Annotated in this window: 18 protein-coding genes and 1 pseudogene; 13 read left to right on the top strand and 6 right to left on the bottom strand. The window is 75.5% G+C overall.

Annotation, left to right across the window (positions count from 1 at the left end; all coding sequences use genetic code 11):
- The first annotated feature begins 27 nt into the window (after window positions 1-27).
- The 3 genes from ACH436_RS01315 to ACH436_RS01305 all read left to right on the top strand — a co-directional run bounded on the left by ACH436_RS01315 (window position 28) and on the right by ACH436_RS01305 (window position 2,910).
- On the top strand, window positions 28-738 hold the full coding sequence (locus tag ACH436_RS01315) for a DUF981 domain-containing protein (RefSeq protein WP_430558375.1): 711 nt from the start codon (window positions 28-30) through the stop codon (window positions 736-738).
- Window positions 739-806: 68 nt separating this feature from the next.
- Window positions 807-1,730: an NADP-dependent oxidoreductase gene (locus tag ACH436_RS01310; RefSeq protein WP_430558374.1), complete on the top strand. Its 924-nt coding sequence runs from the start codon at window positions 807-809 to the stop codon at window positions 1,728-1,730.
- 40 nt (window positions 1,731-1,770) lie between these two features.
- Complete coding sequence (locus ACH436_RS01305) at window positions 1,771-2,910, top strand: M24 family metallopeptidase (RefSeq protein ID WP_430558373.1); 1,140 nt, start codon at window positions 1,771-1,773, stop codon at window positions 2,908-2,910.
- 34 nt (window positions 2,911-2,944) lie between these two features.
- Here ACH436_RS01305 and ACH436_RS01300 read toward each other — a convergent pair whose 3' ends face one another.
- Entirely contained in the window at window positions 2,945-3,805 is an 861-nt protein-coding gene (locus tag ACH436_RS01300; protein ID WP_430558372.1) for a siderophore-interacting protein, read from the bottom strand.
- A 120-nt stretch (window positions 3,806-3,925) separates the two neighbouring features.
- On the opposite strand from ACH436_RS01300, the gene ACH436_RS01295 reads away from it, so the two are divergent.
- Window positions 3,926-4,741, top strand: coding sequence for a DUF2599 domain-containing protein (locus ACH436_RS01295; RefSeq protein WP_430558371.1), 816 nt, complete (start codon window positions 3,926-3,928; stop codon window positions 4,739-4,741).
- Window positions 4,742-4,843: 102 nt separating this feature from the next.
- Here the strand turns inward: ACH436_RS01295 and ACH436_RS01290 are convergent, their stop codons facing one another.
- Window positions 4,844-5,839 (bottom strand): NAD-dependent epimerase/dehydratase family protein, encoded by a 996-nt coding sequence (locus ACH436_RS01290; protein ID WP_430558370.1) that lies wholly within the window; start codon window positions 5,837-5,839, stop codon window positions 4,844-4,846.
- 85 nt (window positions 5,840-5,924) lie between these two features.
- Here ACH436_RS01290 and ACH436_RS01285 point away from each other — a divergent pair, with 85 nt between their 5' ends.
- Both ACH436_RS01285 and ACH436_RS01280 read left to right on the top strand, forming a co-directional pair.
- Window positions 5,925-6,512, top strand: coding sequence for an HD domain-containing protein (locus ACH436_RS01285; protein WP_430558369.1), 588 nt, complete (start codon window positions 5,925-5,927; stop codon window positions 6,510-6,512).
- Window positions 6,513-6,621: 109 nt separating this feature from the next.
- Window positions 6,622-8,418 (top strand): DUF222 domain-containing protein, encoded by a 1,797-nt coding sequence (locus tag ACH436_RS01280; protein ID WP_430558368.1) that lies wholly within the window; start codon window positions 6,622-6,624, stop codon window positions 8,416-8,418.
- A 57-nt stretch (window positions 8,419-8,475) separates the two neighbouring features.
- On the opposite strand, the gene ACH436_RS01275 is transcribed toward ACH436_RS01280, so the two are convergent.
- Window positions 8,476-9,534, bottom strand: a complete 1,059-nt coding sequence (locus tag ACH436_RS01275) for a DUF2804 domain-containing protein (protein WP_430558367.1) — start codon at window positions 9,532-9,534, stop codon at window positions 8,476-8,478.
- Window positions 9,535-9,569: 35 nt separating this feature from the next.
- On the opposite strand from ACH436_RS01275, the gene ACH436_RS01270 reads away from it, so the two are divergent.
- Window positions 9,570-10,037, top strand: coding sequence for a GNAT family N-acetyltransferase (locus ACH436_RS01270; RefSeq protein WP_430558366.1), 468 nt, complete (start codon window positions 9,570-9,572; stop codon window positions 10,035-10,037).
- Here the strand turns inward: ACH436_RS01270 and ACH436_RS01265 are convergent.
- Window positions 10,021-11,379, bottom strand: coding sequence for an MFS transporter (locus tag ACH436_RS01265; RefSeq protein ID WP_430559128.1), 1,359 nt, complete (start codon window positions 11,377-11,379; stop codon window positions 10,021-10,023). The genes ACH436_RS01270 and ACH436_RS01265 overlap by 17 nt on opposite strands.
- A 100-nt stretch (window positions 11,380-11,479) precedes the next feature.
- On the opposite strand from ACH436_RS01265, the gene eis reads away from it, so the two are divergent.
- The 6 genes and pseudogenes from eis to mqo form a co-directional block, all read left to right on the top strand.
- Entirely contained in the window at window positions 11,480-12,721 is a 1,242-nt protein-coding gene (gene eis / locus ACH436_RS01260; RefSeq protein ID WP_430558365.1) for an enhanced intracellular survival protein Eis, read from the top strand.
- Window positions 12,722-12,731: 10 nt separating this feature from the next.
- Complete coding sequence (locus ACH436_RS01255) at window positions 12,732-13,187, top strand: DUF2809 domain-containing protein (RefSeq protein ID WP_430558364.1); 456 nt, start codon at window positions 12,732-12,734, stop codon at window positions 13,185-13,187.
- Between the two features lie 19 nt (window positions 13,188-13,206).
- Complete coding sequence (locus tag ACH436_RS01250; RefSeq protein WP_430558363.1) at window positions 13,207-13,791, top strand: TetR/AcrR family transcriptional regulator; 585 nt, start codon at window positions 13,207-13,209, stop codon at window positions 13,789-13,791.
- A complete protein-coding gene (locus tag ACH436_RS01245; RefSeq protein ID WP_430558362.1) occupies window positions 13,788-14,471 on the top strand; it encodes a pyridoxal 5'-phosphate synthase in 684 nt (227 codons plus the stop codon). The genes ACH436_RS01250 and ACH436_RS01245 overlap by 4 nt, the downstream gene beginning before the upstream one ends.
- Window positions 14,468-15,205 (top strand): maleylpyruvate isomerase family mycothiol-dependent enzyme, encoded by a 738-nt coding sequence (locus ACH436_RS01240; RefSeq protein WP_430558361.1) that lies wholly within the window; start codon window positions 14,468-14,470, stop codon window positions 15,203-15,205. The genes ACH436_RS01245 and ACH436_RS01240 overlap by 4 nt, the downstream gene beginning before the upstream one ends.
- Window positions 15,206-15,313: 108 nt before the next feature.
- Window positions 15,314-16,873, top strand: a pseudogene (mqo, locus tag ACH436_RS01235) (malate dehydrogenase (quinone)); the annotation flags it as partial.
- Between the two features lie 20 nt (window positions 16,874-16,893).
- On the opposite strand, the gene pntB reads toward mqo, so the two are convergent.
- Together pntB and ACH436_RS01225 are read right to left on the bottom strand one after the other, a co-directional pair.
- Window positions 16,894-18,312: a Re/Si-specific NAD(P)(+) transhydrogenase subunit beta gene (gene pntB / locus ACH436_RS01230; protein WP_430558360.1), complete on the bottom strand. Its 1,419-nt coding sequence runs from the start codon at window positions 18,310-18,312 to the stop codon at window positions 16,894-16,896.
- Window positions 18,309-19,877: a Re/Si-specific NAD(P)(+) transhydrogenase subunit alpha gene (locus tag ACH436_RS01225; protein WP_430558359.1), complete on the bottom strand. Its 1,569-nt coding sequence runs from the start codon at window positions 19,875-19,877 to the stop codon at window positions 18,309-18,311. Before ACH436_RS01225 ends, pntB begins: the two co-directional genes overlap by 4 nt.
- Window positions 19,878-19,884: the final 7 nt, after the last annotated feature.

The raw sequence follows: 19,884 nt of genomic DNA, 5'->3' as shown, positions 1-19,884 counted from the left end.
CAAGGAGATGAACGAGCTGTGAACCTCATGGCCGCGGATGGCCTCGTGATCGACTGGGCGCAGATGCCCACGTACAACACCGTGATGTCGGTCGCCGTCGGCGCCGGCCTCATCCTCCTCGTGTGGCTCGGCCGCGAGCTGCTGCGCGCCCCGGAGAAGGTCGTGACGGAGGGCTGGTCGCTCGCGTTCGGCGTGCTCGGGCTGATCCTCACCGCCACCGGGCTGCACATGACGCTCACCTGGCCCCTGGCGGCCGGCGGCTTCCCGTTCGACAACATCATCTTCGGCGAGACGAGCCTCGCCTTCGGCGTGCTCATGCTCGCCGCCGCGTTCTACCTGTGGACGCGGGGCAAGGCGGCGCTGGCACGCGAGGACGCCACCGACCACCTGCGCGCCGTCGCCCGCCCGGTCTCCGTGTTCGTGCTCGGCATGGGCCTCGGCCTGATCGCCATCGCGATCGCCGGCGTCACCTACCAGCTCTTCGCGGCGCCGCCGCAGGAGCCGATCTCGGGCGCGTTCGCGGCCTACCCGCTCGTCGAGGCGATCTTCATGTCCGGGCTCATCGCGCTCGTCGGCGTCGGGGCGATCCTCTTCCCGCTGGCCCTGCGCGACGGCGCCGGTCGCGGCCTGCGCGTCGTCATCGGCTGGGCCTGGGGCCTCGCCGGCCTCGCGTTCCTGCTGTTCGGCGCCATGAACTTCTTCACCCACATCGGGCTGATCGTCAACACGATGGGCTGACCTCCGCCTCACACCGGTCGGGCCGGGTCGCGGGAATTCCTCGCGGCCCGGCCCCTGTTGTGCCCGGCATGCGAGCCATCACCTACTCCCGCTTCGGCGGATCCGACGTCCTCGAGCTCACGGAGCAGCCCGACCCGCAGGCCGGGCCCGACTCCGTCGTCGTCCGCGTCCGCGCCGCGTCCGTCAACCCCGTCGACTGGAAGGTCCGCGAGGGCTACCTCGCCGGGCTCCTCGACACCCAGTTCCCCGTGGTCCCGGGGTGGGACGTGGCCGGGGTCGTGGAGCAGGTCGGCCTGGACACCCCCGAGTACGAGGTCGGCGACGAGGTCTACGGGTACGTCCGCAAGGACTGGGTGCACGGCGGGACGTTCGCCGAGCTCGTCGCGGCCCCGGTGCGCACGCTGGCGCGCAAGCCGGCGTCGCTGAGCTTCGAGGAGGCGGCGGGCGTGCCGCTCGCGGGGCTCACGGCGTACCAGACGATCCTGCGCTCGGGCGTGCGCGAGGGCCAGACCGTGCTGGTGCACGCGGCGGCAGGCGGCGTCGGCTCCTTCGCCGTGCAGATCGCGCGCAGCCTCGGGGCCCGGGTGATCGGCACCGCGAGCGAGGCGAACCACGACTTCCTGCGCGGCCTCGGCGCCGAGCCCGTCACCTACGGCGACGGCCTCGCCGACCGCGTCCGCGCCCTCGCCCCGGACGGCGTCGACGTCGCGCTCGACTACGTGGGCGGCGACGCCGTCGCGACGAGCGCCGCCGTGCTCGCGCCCGGCGGCGTCGTCACGTCCATCACGGACGCCGCGGCGCGCACCGAGCACGGCGGGCACTACGTGTGGGTGCGCCCGTCCAGCGCCGACCTCGAGGCGCTCGGTGCGCTGATCGACTCCGGGAAGGTGACGGTGGAGGTGGGCCAGGTCTTCGACCTCGCCGACGCCGCCGACGCCCACCGGGCCTCCGAGTCGGGCCACGGCCGCGGCAAGATCGTGGTCCGCGTCTGACCGTGGTGCAGGTCGGGGCCGCGCGCGGCACGCTGGGCACATGACGCCCTTCTCCCCCGCCGTGCACGCCGACCGTCGCCGTCGCGCGGCCGCCCAGGCGGCCGCCGCGGGCCTCGCCGGGGTGCTGGTGACGCCCGGCCCCGACCTGCGCTACTTCCTCGGCTACACCCCCGCCGCCGAGCTCGAACGCCTCACCATGCTCGTGCTGCCGGTCGACGGCGACCCCGTGGCCGTCGTGCCCCAGCTCGAGGCGCACGACCTCGAGGTCGGCGCCGTCGGCGGCATCGAGTCGGTCGCCTGGACGGACGGCGAGGACCAGCACGCCGTCGTCGGGCGCCTGCTGCGTCCCGACGGGCGGTACGCCATCAGCGACACGGCGTGGGCCCTGCACGTGCTGGGCCTGCAGCGCACGCTGCCCGCGTCGTCGTACACCGCCGTCACCGACGCCCTGCCGATGCTGCGGGCCGCCAAGTCGGCCGACGAGGTGGCCCGCCTCGCCGCCGCGTGCGCCGGCGCGGACGCCGTGTTCGCCGAGATCGTCACGCGCCGGTTCGCGGGCCGCGCGGAGCGGGAGGTGTCCGACGACCTGGACGCCCTGCTGCGCGCGCACGGGCACGAGCAGGTCGACTTCACGCTCGTGTGCGCGGGCGAGAACGGCGCGGACCCGCACCACGAGGCCGGCGACCGGATCATCCGCGAGGGCGACATGGTGGTGATGGACTTCGGCGGGCTCGCCGACGGCTACGGCTCCGACACCACGCGCACCGTGCACGTCGGCGCGCTCACCGACCGCGAGCAGGAGGTGCACGACGTCGTGCGGGCAGCGCAGCAGGCCGGCGTCGACGCCGTGCGGCCCGGGGCGTCGTGCCAGGACGTCGACCGCGCGTCGCGCGCCGTCATCACGGACGCCGGGTACGGCGAGCACTTCGTGCACCGCACCGGCCACGGCATCGGCCTGACGACGCACGAGCCGCCCTACATGGTGGAGGGCGAGGAGGCGCCGGTCGAGCCGGGCATGTGCTTCTCCGTCGAGCCGGGGATCTACCTGCCGGGCGAGCTCGGCGTGCGCATCGAGGACATCGTCGTCGCGTTCCCTGCCGGGGTGCCCGGCCTGGCGGACACCCCGGACGCGGCCGTCCGGCTGAACACCTCGCCGCACGAGGTGGTCGTCGTCGAGTAGCCGGCGGGCCGCCTTCCGGCGCGCGGCGGACCGGTCAGCTGGGCGAGGCCTTGCCGTGCCGCCAGTAGCCGACGAAGTCGATCGCCGTCTTCGGCCACCGCCGGTCGTCCACCAGGTGGCGCCGCACGCCCGCCGCGAGCGCCTGCTCGCCCGCGACGAGCGCGTACCCCGCGCCCCCGGGGAGCTCTGCGCCGCGCACGACGGCGAGCGCGGCCCGGCCGGGCACCTCGCCGAGGGCCGGGTCGTCCACGGCGGCGCGGTCGCGCTCGACCCAGCGCAGGTCGACCCCGTCCGGCACGCGGAAGTCCTGACGGTCGTCGGCGGTGGGCACCTCGACGACGGCGACGCCGCGCGCGTCGTCGGGCAGCGACTCGCAGATGCCGGCGACGGCGGGCAGGCCGCTCTCGTCGGCGACCAGCAGCCGCCAGTCGCACGCGGCCTGCCGGTGATGGTACGTGCCCTGGTCGAGGAGGCCGACGTGGTCGCCCGGGCGGGCGCCCATCGCGAACCCGGCGCCGGGGCCGAGGGGCTCGTGGGCGGTGCCGGGCGCCGGGTCGTGGCCGTGCAGCACGAAGTCGACGTCGATCTCCCGCAGCTCGGGGCGCGCGGCGCGGATCGTGTAGTTGCGGACGATCGGGCGCCGGGCGCGCGGGGTCGCCAGGTACTGGGCGTACCAGCCGAGGTTCGACGTGCGGGTCGGGAGCTTGAGCGCGTCCTGGCCGGGGCGCGGCAGGAACAGCCGGAACCACTGGTCGTCCCCCACCAGCGTGAGGCGGTCGATCGCGTCGATGCCGAGCGTCACCCGTTGCAGGTGCGGGCTCAGGCGCTTCGTCGTGACGACCTCGGCGACGAGGACGTGCGGGTCGACCGGCTTCGACAGCGTTCGCGTGCTCACGCAGTAAGGTTAGGCGAACCTCACTCAGATCTCCAGACCCCGACAGCGCCGGACCGCGCGGGACCAGACCCTCGGTGGAGGAGCCACGCCGGAGTCGCCCCCGTGACGGACACTGGGCGCGTGCCTCCCCGCCGCCGCACCCGCGCGCCCCTCGCGAGCGCCGTGGCCGCCGCGCTCCTGACGCTCGCCGCCTGCACGCCGTCCCCGCCCGCGTCGTCCGGCCCACCCACCGCGACGCCGGGCGCGACGACGCCTGGCCCGACGGCTCCTGCCCCCGACAGTCCCGTGCGGGTCGAGGTGGCGTCGCGGGGCGTGACGCTGGAGGTGTCGGTCCCCGGAGCGACGCCCGACGCGCCCCGGGTGCACGTCTCGTCCGACGGCGGCAGCACGGCCACCGTCGCGCTGGAGCCCGCCGACGACGCGGGCCCGCCGACGATCACGCTGACCTCGGACGGCTCGCTCGAGCCGCACCCCGACGGCAGCGTCACGGTGCGCGCCGCCGGGGTGGCGGTCGGCGGGCTGTCCGCCCCGCGAGGCGCGCGCCTCCTGGCCGTCGACGGCACGCACCTGGAGGTCCGGACCTCGTCGGGCGGCACGGCGGACGGCACGGACGGTACGGAGAGCAATGACGAGGTCGTCACGACGACCCTCGGCACCGCTGCGGTCGAGAGCACCGACTGGGGCGAGCGCGAGGGCGGCCGGTCGCTCGCCGTCGTGCCGACCGCATGGACGCGGGCGGCGGGCCAGGCGGGCGTCGACGTCGTCTGGGCCGAGCTCGTGGCGACAGACCCCGAGGTGGACACGCCCACGATGCGCGACCAGCTGGAGTGCCACGCCCTCGGGGCGCGCGACAAGGACTCGTGGAACCTCGAGCCGTGGCGCCCCGACGTCGGGCTGGTCGCGACGATGGCCGCGCGCTGCAACCCGACGTCCTGACCCGGCCTGCACAGGTTCACGGAGACCGACGCGCCAGCGTGTTCCCGCTCCTCGCGCGATCCTGGGCGCTCCCGAGCGCTCAGCGGCGGGCGAGGCGCGCCGTCACGGCACGGCGATGTGCGTCAGGACGGTGGCCTCCTCGGCCGCGGTCAGGCCGGTGACCTCCGCGTCGGGCGTCGCACGCAGCCAGGCCAGCGTGTCGCGCGCGGTGTCCTCGACCGGCCGTGGCGCCAGCCCGGCGGCGAGCGCGGGTCCGGCGTCGTGCGCGGGCATGCCGGAGTACTCGGGCCGCGGCAGCCACAGCGGCAGCGACCGCTCCCCCGACCAGGGCCGGACGTCCGCCGCCGCCAAGGCGTCGTCGTCCGCCCACACCCAGCGCGGCTCGGCGCCGACCCCGCGGGCCGCCGCGGCGAGGTGCTCGCCGATCGGTGCGACCGGGCCGACCCCGTCGAACGTCCCCTCCGTCCGCCGCTCAGCCAGGTCCACGAGCCAGGTCGCGAGGTCCCGCACGTCGATCACCTGCATCGGGTCCGCCGGGTCGCCCGGCGCCAGCACGTCGGTGCCCGCGCCGGTGTCGCGCGCACGGCCCAGCCGCGCCGGCCAGTAGGTGAACCGTCCGCTCGGGTCCCCCGGCCCCACGATGAGGCCCGGGCGCACGACCGCCGACGTCACCGCCCCCGCGCGCACGAGCTCCTCACACGCCACCTTCATCGCGCCGTACGCCTCCGGGTCCTCCGCTCCGTCGACGTCGTCCGCCTGCGGCGCGCGCAGCCGCCCGACGCCGGGTCCGCCCGGGTCGGCGTCGTCCGCGTAGACGTTGATCGTCGACACGAACACCCAGTGCGCGTCGGGCAGCGCCGACACCGCCCGCCGCACGTGCGACGGCGTCCGCGACACGTCGACGACGGCGTCGAAGCCCTCGGCCGCCAGCGCTTCCGGGAACGGGTCGGCGCGGTCCAGCCGCACGTGCCGCACGCCATCCGGCACCGGCCCGGAGCGGCCCCGGTTCGCGGCCACCACCTCGTGCCCGCGCGTCGCGGCGTCGGCCGCGACCGCCCTCGACAGGAACGCCGACCCACCCAGCACCAGCAGCCTCATGCCCCCAGCCTGGCGCAGCCGGACGCCCGCGTCCCCGCCTTCTGCCCGGGGCAGAAGACGGGGACGCGGGACTAGAGTGCGCGCCATGACCTCCCCTGTGCCGGGCGGGCTCCCCCGCACCGCCGCCGTCGCCGCCGCGTTCGAGGTGCTCGAACGCTTCTCGCCCGCGGCGCTCGTGCACCACGCCGTGCGGTCCACCCTGCTCGCAGCCGACCTCAGACGACGGCTGGCCCTCCCTGTCGACGACGAGGTCCTGGCCGTCGCGGGCCTGCTGCACGACACCGGCCTCACGACCGCGTTCGACGTGCACACCGAGCCCTTCGAGGTCGCCGGCGGCCACGTCGCCTGGGTCGTCACCGCGGGTGCCGGCTGGGCGCCCGAGCGCCGGGAGCGGACCGCCAGGGCGGTGGTCGACCACATGCTCGACGACGACGACGTCCCGCGGCAGGAGCGTCCCGAGGGATACCTGCTCGCTCGGTCGACCGGCGCCGACGTCACGGGCCGCGGCCTCGAGCACTGGCCGGCACCCGTCCTCGCCGGCGTCGAAGCCGGATGGCCCCGGCTCGACTTCCGCGACCTGTTCAGCGCCTGCCTCCGCGACCAGGCCGCGCGCAAGCCCGCGTCGGTCGCGGCCGCCTACGTCGCGTCGGGCGGCGCCGACCGGGTCCGCTGAGCGGCGCCGACGGTACCGGCGGCGCGAGGCGCCCTGCGCCATGCCTCGATCGTCCACAGATATTGGCCAGGGACTAGTACAGGTGTTCGAACGTCGCTAGGCTGGGGGCATGACGACGACGCTCCCCGACCCCGTGACCGGCACCGACGCCGGTGCGGCGGGTGGCGTCAGCGACCGGGTGAGCTCGTCGACGGACCTGCGGGCGGCGGCGGCCCGGCTCGCCGCGATGCCCCGGTCGTGGGCCCCGTCGATCAGCGAGCTGCTCGAGGAAGAGTCACGACGCGAGGACCGTCCGCCAGCGACCGACACCGCACCACCCGTACCCGCGTCAGCACCCGTTCCCGCAGCCGCAGCCGCACCCGCACCCGTACCTGTGCCCGCACCCGCACCCGTGCCGGCGGGTCGCCCCTCCTTGGCCGACCTGGACCGGGTGCTGGACCAGCTCACCGCCAACGATGCCCAGATCGCGGCCCTGCACGCCGAACGCGCCGTCCTCCTCTCCCGCACGCTCGGCCTGGCCGAGGCACTCGAGACGGACCTGCTCGACCCCGACGACCCCACCACCCGGCGCGCGCCGTCGGCCCGCCGCCTCGAGCTCGCCCACCGCGCCGTCACCGCCGAGGTCGCCACCACCCTCCGCATCGGGGAACACGCCGCCGGCACCCTGACCGACCACGCCCACACCCTCACCACCAAGGCCCCCGCGACCCTCGCCGCACTGCACGAAGGCCGCCTGTCCTGGGGGCACGCCACCGCGATCACCACCCACCTGGCAGACCTGACGCCCCAGGAAGCCGCCACCGTCGAACGATCCGTCCTGACCACCATCCTCGACACGCAGACCACCACGGTCACCTGCACCCCCGCACAGGTCGCCAGACGAGCACGCCGAGCCCGCGAGACCGCCCACCCCACCCCCGCCGACGTCCGCCACACCGACGCCACCCGGCACCGAGCCGTCTGGCTCGACGACGGACACGACGGCATGGCCTGGCTGTCCGCCCACCTGCCCGCACCCCTCGCCCACGCCGCCTACGACCGCCTCACCCGCACCGCCCACCACCTCACCAGCACCACCGGGAACCTGAGCAACGCCACCAGCCGGAGCGGCACCGGTGAGCACCGCACCCTCGCCCAGGCCCGCGCCGACACCCTCGCCGCCCTCCTCCTGGACGACGGCACCCTCGACCACAGCGAGCCCCCGAGCGCGAGAATCGGCCAGGGCACCGACGCCGTGCACGGTCGACTCACCACCGGCCGCTCCGACGTGGCGCTGCACGACCAGCCCACGATCGCGACCCTGGCCCGCTCCATCCGGCCGCAGGTCACCGTCACCGTCCCGGTCCTGACCCTGCTCGGCATCACCGACGCCCCCGCCACCATGAACGGCCACGTCCCCATCGACCCGGACACCGCCCGACAGCTCACCGCCCTCGCACCCTCACTACGACGGATCCTCACCGACCCCGAGACCGGCACCGTCCTGTCCGTCGGACGCACCACCTACACCGTCCCCGCCGACCTCAAAGCCCTCATCCGCGCACGCGACACCACCTGCCGCTTCCCCGGCTGCACCCACCCCGCCACCCGCGCCGACCTCGACCACACCCAGGCATGGGCCAACGGCGGCACCACCAGCGCCACCAACCTCGCCGCACTCTGCCGCCGCCACCACGTGATCAAGCACCAGTCGACCTGGCACGTCAGACAGGTCGACACCACCGGGGCCAACACCCAGCCCACCGGCTGGGGCGGCACCCTCGAATGGACCTCCCCCACCGGACGCCGACACGTCACCCGAGCCGAACCCGTCGAGACCACCCGACATCGCGTCACGCCCACAGGCCATGGTCCCGGGCACGGCGACGAGGCGGCCGGGATCGACGACGCGCAGCCGCCCTTCTGACCCTGCCGGCGGCGGCGCCGTTCACCAGCGCCGCGCAACTCACCCAGCGCGCGCAACTCACCAGCGCTGCGCGACGTCCTCCGCCCAGCCGTCGAGGCCGTCGACGTCGAGGCGCGTGCCGTCGTGGGTCGTCACCCAGCCCGACCACGCGCCGAAGCACTGGTGGGTGGACGATGCGACGAGACCGAGCTGGGTCCGGCTCACCCGGTCGCGCGCGGGCACGAACGTCAGGTCCAGCCGCGCGCCGCGCACCCGCCACGGCTGGATGTACGCGCCGCGGTCGAACGTCCAGTCGAGCTCGTCGTGGAGCTTGTGCAGACGACCGTCCACGAAGACGCCGTTCTCCGTCGTCGGCCCCTGCCGGGTCCACGTGCCACCGAGCTGCACCGCTACCTCGTGCCGCGCGCCGTCCTGCGCGACGCCCTGCCCGAACCCCACGCCCCACTGCCACGCGGCGCGGTAGGGCCACCGCCCGCGCCCGTGGTCGAGCGCGGCCCATGAGCCGGCGGGCACCGGCACCTCGGCCCCGTCGATGCGGAGCGTGCCGGCCGCCGGGAGCCCGACGTCCTTCACCGTGTACTGGAACCGCCGCGCCGACCAGGGCACCACGACCCCGAGCAGGTCGCGCCCGGCGGGCCGGGGCACGGTCACGTCGAGGTCGACGCGGGCCGTGCGGGCCCGCAGGCGCGTCCCCGCGGGCCCCTCGTCCACCGCGATCGCCACCGCGCGCGTGCGCGACCGGACCGGGCCGGCGCCGAGACGCCCGGGCAGCGTGGCCGTGCCGTTCAGCGGGGCGATCGCGACGGCGTCGACCTCCTCGCCGGACGCCCGGTCCCACGCCCACACCTGGTGCAGCGCGGCGTAGTCCAGCGCGGAGGTGGTGAGCGCGACGACGTGGTCCGGCGTCACGACCGCCCAGTACTCCCACCGCTTGTTCCGCCCGAGCCCCCGCAGCCCCCGCAGCCCCCGCAGCCCCCGCCCGACGCCGGACGTGTCGTGCCGCGGGGCGCGCGACCAGCCGACCGCGTCGGGGTTCAGCCGCCCGCCGGGGAGGCACAGGGGAACGTCGGCGGTGATCTCGCGCTCGGTCACGTCGTCGGTCGCACGCTCTGTCACGGGGCGAGGCTAGCGCCACCTGCTACCGTCCGGGCGTGCCGCACTCCCCCGCCCCCGCCGCCGTGACCTTCCGCCTCGCCACCCGCGACGACCTGCCGAGGATCGTCGAGCTCATCGCGGACGACGCCGTCGCCGCCGCGCGCACCGGGGAGTTCGGCCCGGCGCACGTCGCGGGCTTCGAGGCCGTCGAGGCGAGCCCGGACAACGAGCTCGTCGTCGCGGAGCTCGACGGGGCCGTGGTGGGCTGCATGCAGCTGACGTTCGTGCCCGGCATCTCCCGCAACGGCGCCACGCGCCTGCTCGTCGAGGCCGTGCGCGTCGACGCCGCGCTGCGCGGCCAGGGTCTCGGACGGACCATGATGGAGCACGCGCACGCTCGCGGCCGCGAGCGCCGCTGCATCCTCGCCCAGCTCACGTCGGACAAGCAGCGGCCGGACGCGCACCGCTTCTACCGGTCGCTCGGCTACGCGCAGTCGCACGAGGGGTTCAAGCTGCCCCTGTGACCCCGGCGTCCTCCTCGGCTGCAGGACGCCGCACGTCGCGGATGCCGACCATGCTCACCAGCCCGCCCAGCACGAGCAGCCCCGCCGTGACGAGCAGCGCCCGATGGAACGACGCGACGTCGAGCACCCCGCCGAGGATCACGCCGGCGAACGCGACGGTCAGGAGCCCGGCCACGCGCGAGACGGCGTTGTTGACCGCGGACGCGATGCCGGCGTCCGCGGGCGGCGCGGCACCGAGGATGGCGGACGTCAGGGGCGCGACGGTGATGGACAGCCCCAGGCCGAACACGAGCAGACCCGGCAGCACCTGCGTGAGGTAGGCCGCGCTCTCGTCCATCGAGAGGAGCAGCAGGTACCCGGCGCCCGCGACGACAGGCCCCACCGTCATGAACCACCTCGCCCCGTACCGGGCGGCCAGGGTGCCGAACCGCGTCGACAGCGCCAGCATCGCGAGGGTCGTCGGCAGCTGCGCCACCCCGGCGGCGGTGGCCGACCAGCCCGCCACCTGCTGCAGGAACAGGCCCAGCACGAACCCGCCCAGCGACAGGGCGCCGTACACGGCGAACGTCGCGAGGTTGCCCCAGGCAAAGTTGCGCGCGGCGAACAGGCGCGGCGGCATCATGGGGTCCCGGGCCTGCCGCTCGTACACGACGAACGCGGCGAGGAGCACCGCGCCCACGCCGGCCGCGAGCCACGTCCGCTCGATCAGGCCGTACACGCCCGCCGCGAGGCCGGTCGCCGCGAGCACGGCGCCCGGCACGTCGAGCCGGCGCCCCGTCGTCTCGTGCGCCTCCGGCACGGGCCGCAGCAGCACGAGCGTCACGGCGACGACCGGCAGGTTGATCCAGAACACCCACCGCCACGACAGCAGGTCCACGAGGCCGCCGCCGACGAAGGGGCCGACGATCATCGCGGTGCCCGTCCACGCCGTCCACCGCCCGATGGCGCGCCCCTGCGCCTCGCCGTCGAACGTCGAGATGATGAGCGCCAGGGAGCTCGGCACGAGCAGCGCCCCGGCCACCCCCTGCAGCAGCCGGGCGCCCACCAGCACGGGCCCGGTGGGCGCGAGCGCGCACAGCACGGACGCCACGGCGAACCCCACGAGCCCGGCGACCAGCACGCGGCGGCGTCCGTGCAGGTCCGAGAGCGAGCCCGCGAGCAGGATCAGCGAGCCGAGCGTCACCAGGTAGCCGTCCACCACCCACTGCTGCAGGCTGAGCCGCGCCTCGCCCGTGCCACCGAGCTCGTCGCCGATGGCGGGCAGGGCGACGTTGACGACCGTGCCGTCGAGGAACGACACGAACGACGCCAGGATCGCGACCACCAGGACGCGGTTGCGCATCCGGGCCTGCGTCGCGTCGGGCGTGGGCGGTGTGCTCACCGGATCACGGTACGGCGCAATGCCGGTGACGCGCCGCCCGCAGGGCGCTAGCGTCGCCGTCGTGAGCCTCGCCACCAGCATCGAGTTCCGCCGCGCCGCCTTCGCCGACGTCCCCGCCAGCCGACGCCTCGGCGCCGAGGCCTTCGGTGTCTCGCCCCACCCGGCCCCCGACCCGGACCCCGACAGCTGGCCCTCGCCGAACGTCAGGCCGTGGGTCGCGACGGACGACGGCGAGGTCGTCGCCGGGCTCGGCGTGCGGTCGTTCACGTCGTGGTTCCACGGCGCGCGGGTCCCGACGGCGGGCTTCGCGGGCGTCACCGTCGCCGCCGAGCACCGCGGTTCCGGCCTGCTGCGGCCGCTGATGGAGGCGGCCCTCGCGGAGGCCCGCGACCGGGGCGACGTCGTCTCGACGCTCTACCCGTCGTCCGCGGGCATCTACCGCGGCCTGGGCTACGAGGTGGTCGGCGCGTTCGAGGACGTGCGGGTCCCGATGGCGGCGCTCGCCGCGGTGGCCCGGCCGGCGGCCGGCGTGCGGGCCCGGCGCGCCACCGCGGCGGACGTCCCCGCCGTCCGTCAGGTGTACGAGGCGTGGGCGTCCGCCCAGAACGGGCCGCTGTCGCGCGGCGAGACGCCGTTCACCATGGAGGCGGACGGGATGACCGGTCCGGACTCCGACTACACGGGCGTCAGCCTCGCGGTGCGGGGCGAGGGTGCGGACGAGGAGACGCTCGGCTTCGCGAGCTGGTCGCGCGGCCCGGGCTACGACCGAACCAACACCATCGAGGTCGACGACCTCGTCGCGCTCACGCCGGACGCCGCACGCGTCCTGTTCCGCCTGCTCGGTTCGTTCGGGTCGGTCGCGGGCTGGGTGCAGGTCTGCACGTCCGGCGGCTGGGCGGGGGTCGACGTGTCACGGCTGGTGCTCCCCGACCACGCCGCCACCTCCGTGCCGCGCCCCTACATGCTGCGCCTGCTCGACGTGCCCGGCGCGCTCGGCGCCTCCCGGGTGCCGCCCGTGACGGCCCGCGTGCCGTTCGCCGTCGCCGACCCCCGCACGCCGGACCTCGAGGGCGCGTGGACGCTCGAGGCGGCCGACGGCGCGGTGCGCGTCACCCCCGACGACCGGGCGACGCCGGGCGACCGCCTGACGTTCACGTCGGCCGGGCTGGCCGTCACGTGGGCGGGCGCGCAGTCGACGGCGAACGCCCGGCTCGCGGGCGGCGCCGACGGACCGACCGGGCACGACGCGCTCTGGGACGCCCTGTGGGGCGGTCGCCAGGTGCACGTGCGCGACTACTTCTGAGGCGTCCGGCGTGCCCGGCCGCGTTCCCACCTCCGACGCACTCGCCCGCACCCTGGCCCGCGCGTTCGCGCCCCGGTTCGCGCTGCTCCTGCTCGCGGTCGTCGTCGCTCGCGTGGGGCGGCTGGCGGAGCGCCGGCTCCCCGAGCCGTGGGGCGACGCGGTCGGAGACGTGCTCGCGGCGGCTCTTGTCGCGGTCCTCGTCCTGGTCGTCCGGCCGCGGACGCGGGCGCTCACGGCCGGGCTGGTCGGGTTCGCGCTCTGCGCGGCGTTCGAGGTGTCACGCCTGACGCCGCTGCCGCAGGACCTCGCCGAGCGATGGCCCGCGCTCGACCCGCTGCTCGGCGCCGCCTTCTCCCCGGCGGGCCTGCTCTGGGCCGCGGTCGGTGCCGTGGTCGGCGTCGCGGCGGGCGTCGCCGTCGTGCGCGCCGTCTCCCGCGGGCGGCCTCGGGGTGGTCACCATACCTAGAGGTAGGTATGGTTACGGCATGAGCACGCCGACCGATGCGCGCGACCGCCTCGTCGCCGCCGCGCAGGAGATGTTCGCCGCACAGGGCGTGGGTGCCACGAGCCCCCGCCAGGTCCTCGCGGCCAGCGGGGTCGGGCAGGGCAGCCTGTACCACCACTTCCCCACCAAGCACGACCTCGCGGCGGCCGCCGTCGGGGCCACGGTCGAGAGCGCGCTGGCCGCCGCGCGCCGCGACCTCGAGGGCACGACGCCGGCGCTCGACCGCGTCGTCGCCTACGTCGAGCGCCCGCGCGACGCGCTCGCCGGCTGCAAGGTCGGCCGCCTCACCAGCGACCAGGCCGTGATGGACGACGCGGGCCTGCACGACGTCGTGACCGCCTACTTCGTCCGCCTGCTCGACGCCGTGGCCGCGGCCCTGCGCGAGTCCGGCCTGCCCGACGACGCCGCCCGCGACCGCGCGCACGCCGCGGTCGCGATCGTGCAGGGCGGCTACGTGCTCGCCCGCGCCACCGGCGACCCCGACGCGATGCGGGCCGCCGTGCGCGGCTTCGTGTCCCTCCTGGGCGACCGCCCCGGACCCGACCACCCCGAGGAGACCGCGTGACCTTCCGCGAGCGCCTGCGCGCACTGCCGACCTTCCCGCCCGGGCTGCCGCCGTTCGGCGTCGACCTCGACGACCTCGACACCGCCCCGGCCACCCCGCAGGAGCTCTTCGCGCAGTGGTTCGACGACGCGCTCGCCACCGGGGTCGGCGCCCCGCACGCCGCGACCCTGTCCACGGCGGACGCCGCGGGCCGGGTGCACGCGCGCACCCTGGTGATCAAGGACGTCACCGCCGACGGGTGGTGGTTCGCGGGGCACGCGACGAGCCCGAAGGGCCGGGACCTCGCCGAGAACGCGCACGCCGCGCTCACCGTGTTCTGGCGGGACCTCGGCCGGCAGGTCCGCGTCACCGGGCGGGCCACCACGGCGGGCCCGGGGGCGGGCGCGGCCGACTTCCGCGCCCGCCCCGACGGCTCGCGCGCCGCGGGACTGGTCGGCCACCAGAGCGAACCCCTGGACTCTCCCGGCCAGTACCGGGACGCCTTCGCCGCCCGCCTCGACGAGGTGCGCGAGCACCCCGACGCCGTCGCGCCCGCCTGGACCGCCTGGGTCCTCGCCCCCGCGAGCGTCGAGTTCTGGGCGGCGAGCGACGACCGGGGCCAGTCCCGCCTCCGCTACCGGACCGGCCCGAGCACCCCCGAGAACTCCCCCGCCTGGACCAAGGAGCTGTTGTGGCCGTGACCCCCGTGACCCCCGTGACCGGCGCGAGCACCCCCGACCTCGTCGCGCACGCCCTCGCCGACGCGGACGACGCCCTCGCCGCGCTGATCGAGGTGGTGCGCGCCCTGCCCGACGGCGCGGCGGCCGACCCGTCGCCCCTGGACGGGTGGACCCGGGGCCACGTGCTGTCGCACGTCGCGAACGTGGGCGCGGCGCTCGCGCGCCAGGCGGAGTACGCCGCCCGCGCGGAGACGATCGCGCCGTACGACGGCGGGCGGCCGGGCCGCGACGCCGCCATCGAGGCGGGCGCGGGCCGGACCGCGGCCGAGCACGCGGCGGCCCTCGTGGCCGCACGCACCCGGCTCGCCGCGGTCTGGCCCGCTCCGGGCGACGCCCTCTGGGCGGCGCCCGTCGCCTACCGCGACGGCGTCCTCGCGGACGCCCTGCTCGCCTGGTGGCGCGAGGCGCGCATCCACGCCGTCGACGCGACGGCCGGCCTCGGCGACAGCGCCCTCGGGTACGGCACCTGGGACGTCGCGTTCTGCGCGCACCTGCGCGACTTCCTCGCGGTGCGGCTCCCGGCCGGCGACGACACGGCCGGCGACGCGCCGGAGCTCGTCGGCGACCCGCGCGACGTCGCCGCCTGGCTCGCCGGGCGCGCACCGTCGGGGCCGGTCTCGGCGCTCCGGGAGGGCGTCGAGGTGCCGCTGCCCGACCTCGGCCCGTGGCCGTCCTCGTCGACCCCGAGGCCGTGACCAGCGGCGGCGCCATCGATCGGTGTGACCCACGTCACTGCAGGTCACGGCCCTGTGTGAGGTTGCTCTCATTCTTTGTGACAGTTTTCACGCGCGGCGTATGGTGACCCGGTGACTTCGAGTGCTACGACTGCTGGGGCCCCCACAGGGGCCGACGTCGACGTCGTCCTCATCGGCGGCGGAATCATGAGCGCCACGCTCGGCACGCTGCTCCAGCAGCTCGAGCCGTCGTGGTCCATCCGCATCTACGAGCGGCTGGAGGACGTCGCGCAGGAGTCCTCGAACCCGTGGAACAACGCGGGTACCGGGCACGCCGCGCTCTGCGAGCTCAACTACACGCCCGAGCGCAAGGACGGCTCGATCGACATCACCAAGGCGGTGGCGATCAACGAGCAGTTCGAGATCTCGCGCGAGCTCTGGCAGCACCTGCTCGCCACGGGCCGCCTCAAGGACGACTCGTTCCTCAGCAGCACGCCGCACATGACGTTCGTGCGGGGCGAGAAGAACGTCGACTACCTGCGCCGCCGGTACGAGACGCTGCGGGTGCACCCGCTGTTCCGCGACCTGGAGTACAGCACCGACCGCGCGACGATCGGCCGCTGGGCGCCGCTGCTGACCACCGAGCGTGACGCCGACGAGCCGATCGCCGCCACCCGCGCGACCTCGGGCACCGACGTCGACTTCGGCAACCTCACGCGTCAGCTCATCGACGGTCTCGTCGCGAACGGCGCCGAGCTCCGGCTGCAGCACGAGGTGAAGAGCCTCAAGCGCACCAAGGACGGCCGCTGGCGCCTGCGCGTCAAGGACCGCTCCTGGAACGCACGGAACCGCGCCAGCACCGTCACCGCGAAGTTCGTCTTCGTCGGCGCGGGCGGCGGCGCGCTCCCCCTGCTGCAGTCGGCCGGCATCCCCGAGATCAAGGGCTTCGGCGGCTTCCCGATCTCCGGCGAGTTCCTGCGCACCGACAACCCGGAGCTCGTCGCCCAGCACCAGGCCAAGGTGTACGGCAAGGCCGACGTCGGCGCCCCGCCGATGTCCGTGCCGCACCTCGACACCCGCGTGGTCGACGGCAGGACCTACCTCATGTTCGGCCCGTACGCCGGCTTCAGCCCCAAGTACCTCAAGAAGGGGAAGTACCTGGGCCTGATCACGTCGCTGCGCGCCAACAACGTCACCTCGATGCTCGGCGCGGGCCTCAAGAACCTCGACCTCACGCAGTACCTCGTCGGCCAGCTCATGGCCGCGCCCGAGACGAAGTTCCAGGCGCTGCAGCAGTTCATGCCGACCGCCCACCCCAAGGACTGGGAGAAGCTGACGGCCGGCCAGCGCGTGCAGGTCATCAAGCGCGACGCCGACGGCAAGGGCGTGCTCCAGTTCGGCACCGAGATCGTCACGGGTGCCGAGGGCTCCATCGCCGGCCTGCTGGGCGCCTCCCCGGGCGCCTCGACCGCGGCCTCCGCGATGGTGGACCTGCTCGAGCAGTGCTTCCCGTTCCGGTTCACCAAGTGGCGCCCCGAGCTGGCCTCGGTCATGCCCAGCCTCGACGGCGTGCCCGCCGACGCCAGCACGATCGACGCGACGCCGGTCCCCGACTCGCCGTCGTACCTGCACGCCGACGGCGTCCTGGACGCCGCGGTCTACGAGTCGCAGGCGGACTCCCGCTTCTGAGCTCGGCCTCCTCGGCGGCGTCAGAGAGCCTGGACGATCTTGTCCACCTGCTCCCTGGCGTCGCCGAAGAGCATCCGGGTGTTCTCCCGGAAGAACAACGGGTTCTGCACGCCCGCGTAGCCCGTGGCGAGCGACCGCTTGAACACCACGACGTCGCGCGCCTTCCACGCCTCGATGACGGGCATGCCCGCGATCGGCGACGTCGGGTCGTCCTGCGCCGCCGGGTTGACGGTGTCGTTCGCGCCGATGACGAGCACGACGTCCGTCCCGGGCAGGTCGGGGTTGACCTCGTCCATCTCGAGCACGACGTCGTAGGGCACGCGCGCCTCGGCCAGCAGCACGTTCATGTGGCCGGGCAGGCGCCCCGCCACGGGGTGCACCCCGAACCGGACCGTCACGCCTCGGGCCCGCAGCCGCTCGGCGAGGTCCGCCACCGGGTGCTGCGCCTTCGCCACGGCCATGCCGTACCCGGGCACGACGACGACGGACCGCGCCGCGGTGAGCAGCGCGGCCACCTCGTCCGGGGACGTCTCGTGCACCTCGCCCGCCTCGGCCGTGCCTCCGCCGGACGGCCCGCCCGCCGCGCCCGCGCCGAAGCCGCCGAGGACCACGGACCAGAACGAGCGGTTCATCGCCTTGCACATGAGGTAGCTGAGGATCGCGCCGGAGGCGCCCACGAGGGCGCCGGTGATGATGAGCAGGTCGTTGCCCAGGGTGAAGCCGGCCGCCGCCGCGGCCCAGCCGGAGTACGAGTTGAGCATCGACACCACGACCGGCATGTCCCCGCCGCCGATCGCCGCGACGAGGTGCCAGCCCAGCGCGAGCGCGACGACGGTCATGAGCACCAGCGGCAGGACCGCCGTCCCCGTGTCGTCGGCGGCGACGAACCAGACGAGCAGGCCCGCGGACGCGACCAGCGCCAGCAGGTTGAGCGCGTGCCGGCCGGGCAGCGTCAGGGGTGCCGACGGCAGCCGCCCCGACAGCTTGCCGAACGCCACGACCGAGCCCGTGAACGTCACCGCGCCGATCAGCACGCCGAGGAAGACCTCGACGCGGTGCACGGTGTCCGCGCCCGCGGGCCCGACGGGCTCGGCGAGGAACGAGGCGTAGCCGACCAGCACCGCGGAGAGCCCGACGAAGGAGTGCAGCAGCGCGATGAGCTCCGGCATCTGCGTCATCTCGACGCGCCGCGCCCGCCACGACCCCACGGCGGCGCCCACGACGAGCACCAGCAGGATCAGCCCCGCCGTCACCGGCCAGGGGCGTTCCGACCGGTCGAGGGCCAGCGCGATCGTCGCGACGACCGCCAGCCCCATGCCGAGCATGCCGAGCACCGTGCCGCGACGGGCGGACTCCTGCGCGGACAGCCCCGCCAGGGACAGCACGAACAGCAGCCCCGCGATCACGTAGGCGGCCAGCGCGACCGACGTCACCGTCATGGTGCCTCCGCGTTCGGGCTGTCGCGCCGGAACATGCCCAGCATCCTGCGGGTCACGAGGAACCCGCCGAACACGTTGACGCTCGCGAGCGCCGCGGCGACGACGGCGAGCGTCGTGACCAGGGGCGAGGAGTCGCCGATCTGGAGCAGCGCGCCGACCATGATGATCCCGCTGATGGCGTTGGTCTGGGCCATGAGCGGCGTGTGCAGGGCGTGCGTGACGTTCGAGATCACGTAGAAGCCCACCACGACGGCCAGCGCGAACACCGTGTAGTGCCCGACGGCGTCGGGTGGCGAGAGCGCGATCAGCAGGCCCGCGACGACGGCGCCGAGCGCCCCCAGGACCGTCCGTCGCGTCGCGCGACGGCGACGCTCGGCCCCGGGGTCGGTGACGGTGGCAGTGGTCGGCACAGGTTCCGGGACCGGTGGGGGCGGCGCGGCGGAGACCGCGACCGGGGGCGGCGGCCAGGTCACGGCACCCTCATGGGCCACGGTCATGCCGCGGACCACGGGGTCGTCGAGGTCGAGCACCACCTGCCCGTCCTTGCCCGGCGTGAGCAGGGTGAGCAGGTTGACCACCACCGTGCCGAGCAGCCTCGAGCTGTGCTGCGGCAGCCGCGCCGCCAGGTCCGTGTACCCGAGCACGACGACGCCGCGGTCGGTGACCACCCGCTCGCCCGGCACCGTGGCCTCGCAGTTGCCGCCGCCCGGAGCGGCGAGGTCGACGACCACCGACCCGGGACGCATCGCGTCGAGCATCGCGCGGGTGATCGTCGTGGGCGCCGCGCCGCGCACGAGGGCGGTCGTGACGACGACGTCCGCCTGCGCGGACTGCTCCGCGTACGCGCGCAGGGCGGCCGCCTCCTGGTCGGCGCTCTGCGCGCTCGCGTACCCGTCGGCGCTGACCTGCTGGACGGCGTCGTCCGCCCGCACCACCCGGGCACCGAGCGACTCGATCTGCTCGGCGGCCTCGGGCCGCACGTCGAACGCGTGCACCTCGGCGCCGAGGCTCACCGCCGTGCCGATCGCGGCCAGGCCGGCCACACCGGCGCCGATGACGAAGACGCGCGCGGGCGGGGTGCTGCCCGCGGCGGTCACCTGGCCGGTGAACATGCCGCCGAACTCCTCGGCCGCCTCGACGACGGCGCGGTAGCCGGCGACGTTCGACAGCGCCGACAGCACGTCGAGGGCCTGCGCGCGGGAGATGCGCGGCACGGCGTCGAGGGCCAGCGCCGTCACGCCGCGCGCAGCGAGGTCCGCCAGCAGCGCGGGGCTCGTCGCCGGCGAGAGCTGCGCGACGAGCGTCGCGCCCGGCCGCATCAGGTCGACCTCCTGCGGGGCCGGCGGGTGCAGGGTCACGACGACGTCGGCCGCCCAGACGTCCGCCCGATCGGCGACCCGGGCGCCCGCCGCCACGTAGTCGTGGGCGGGCAGGCGGGCGCCGTCGCCCACCCCGGGCTCGACGACGACGTCGTGGCCGAGGTCGACGAGGCGGCGCGCCGCGTCGGGGGTGACGGCGACGAGCCGGGGGTCCGCGCCCGTCGCGCGGGGGGCACCGATGCGCATCGCGCCT

The organism is Isoptericola sp. NPDC019693, assembly GCF_044389085.1.
In the GTDB taxonomy this organism is placed as follows: Bacteria; Actinomycetota; Actinomycetes; order Actinomycetales; family Cellulomonadaceae; genus Isoptericola.
The sequence above is the reverse complement of the archived record's forward strand: the minus strand, read 5'-3'. Positions and strand labels throughout refer to the sequence as shown.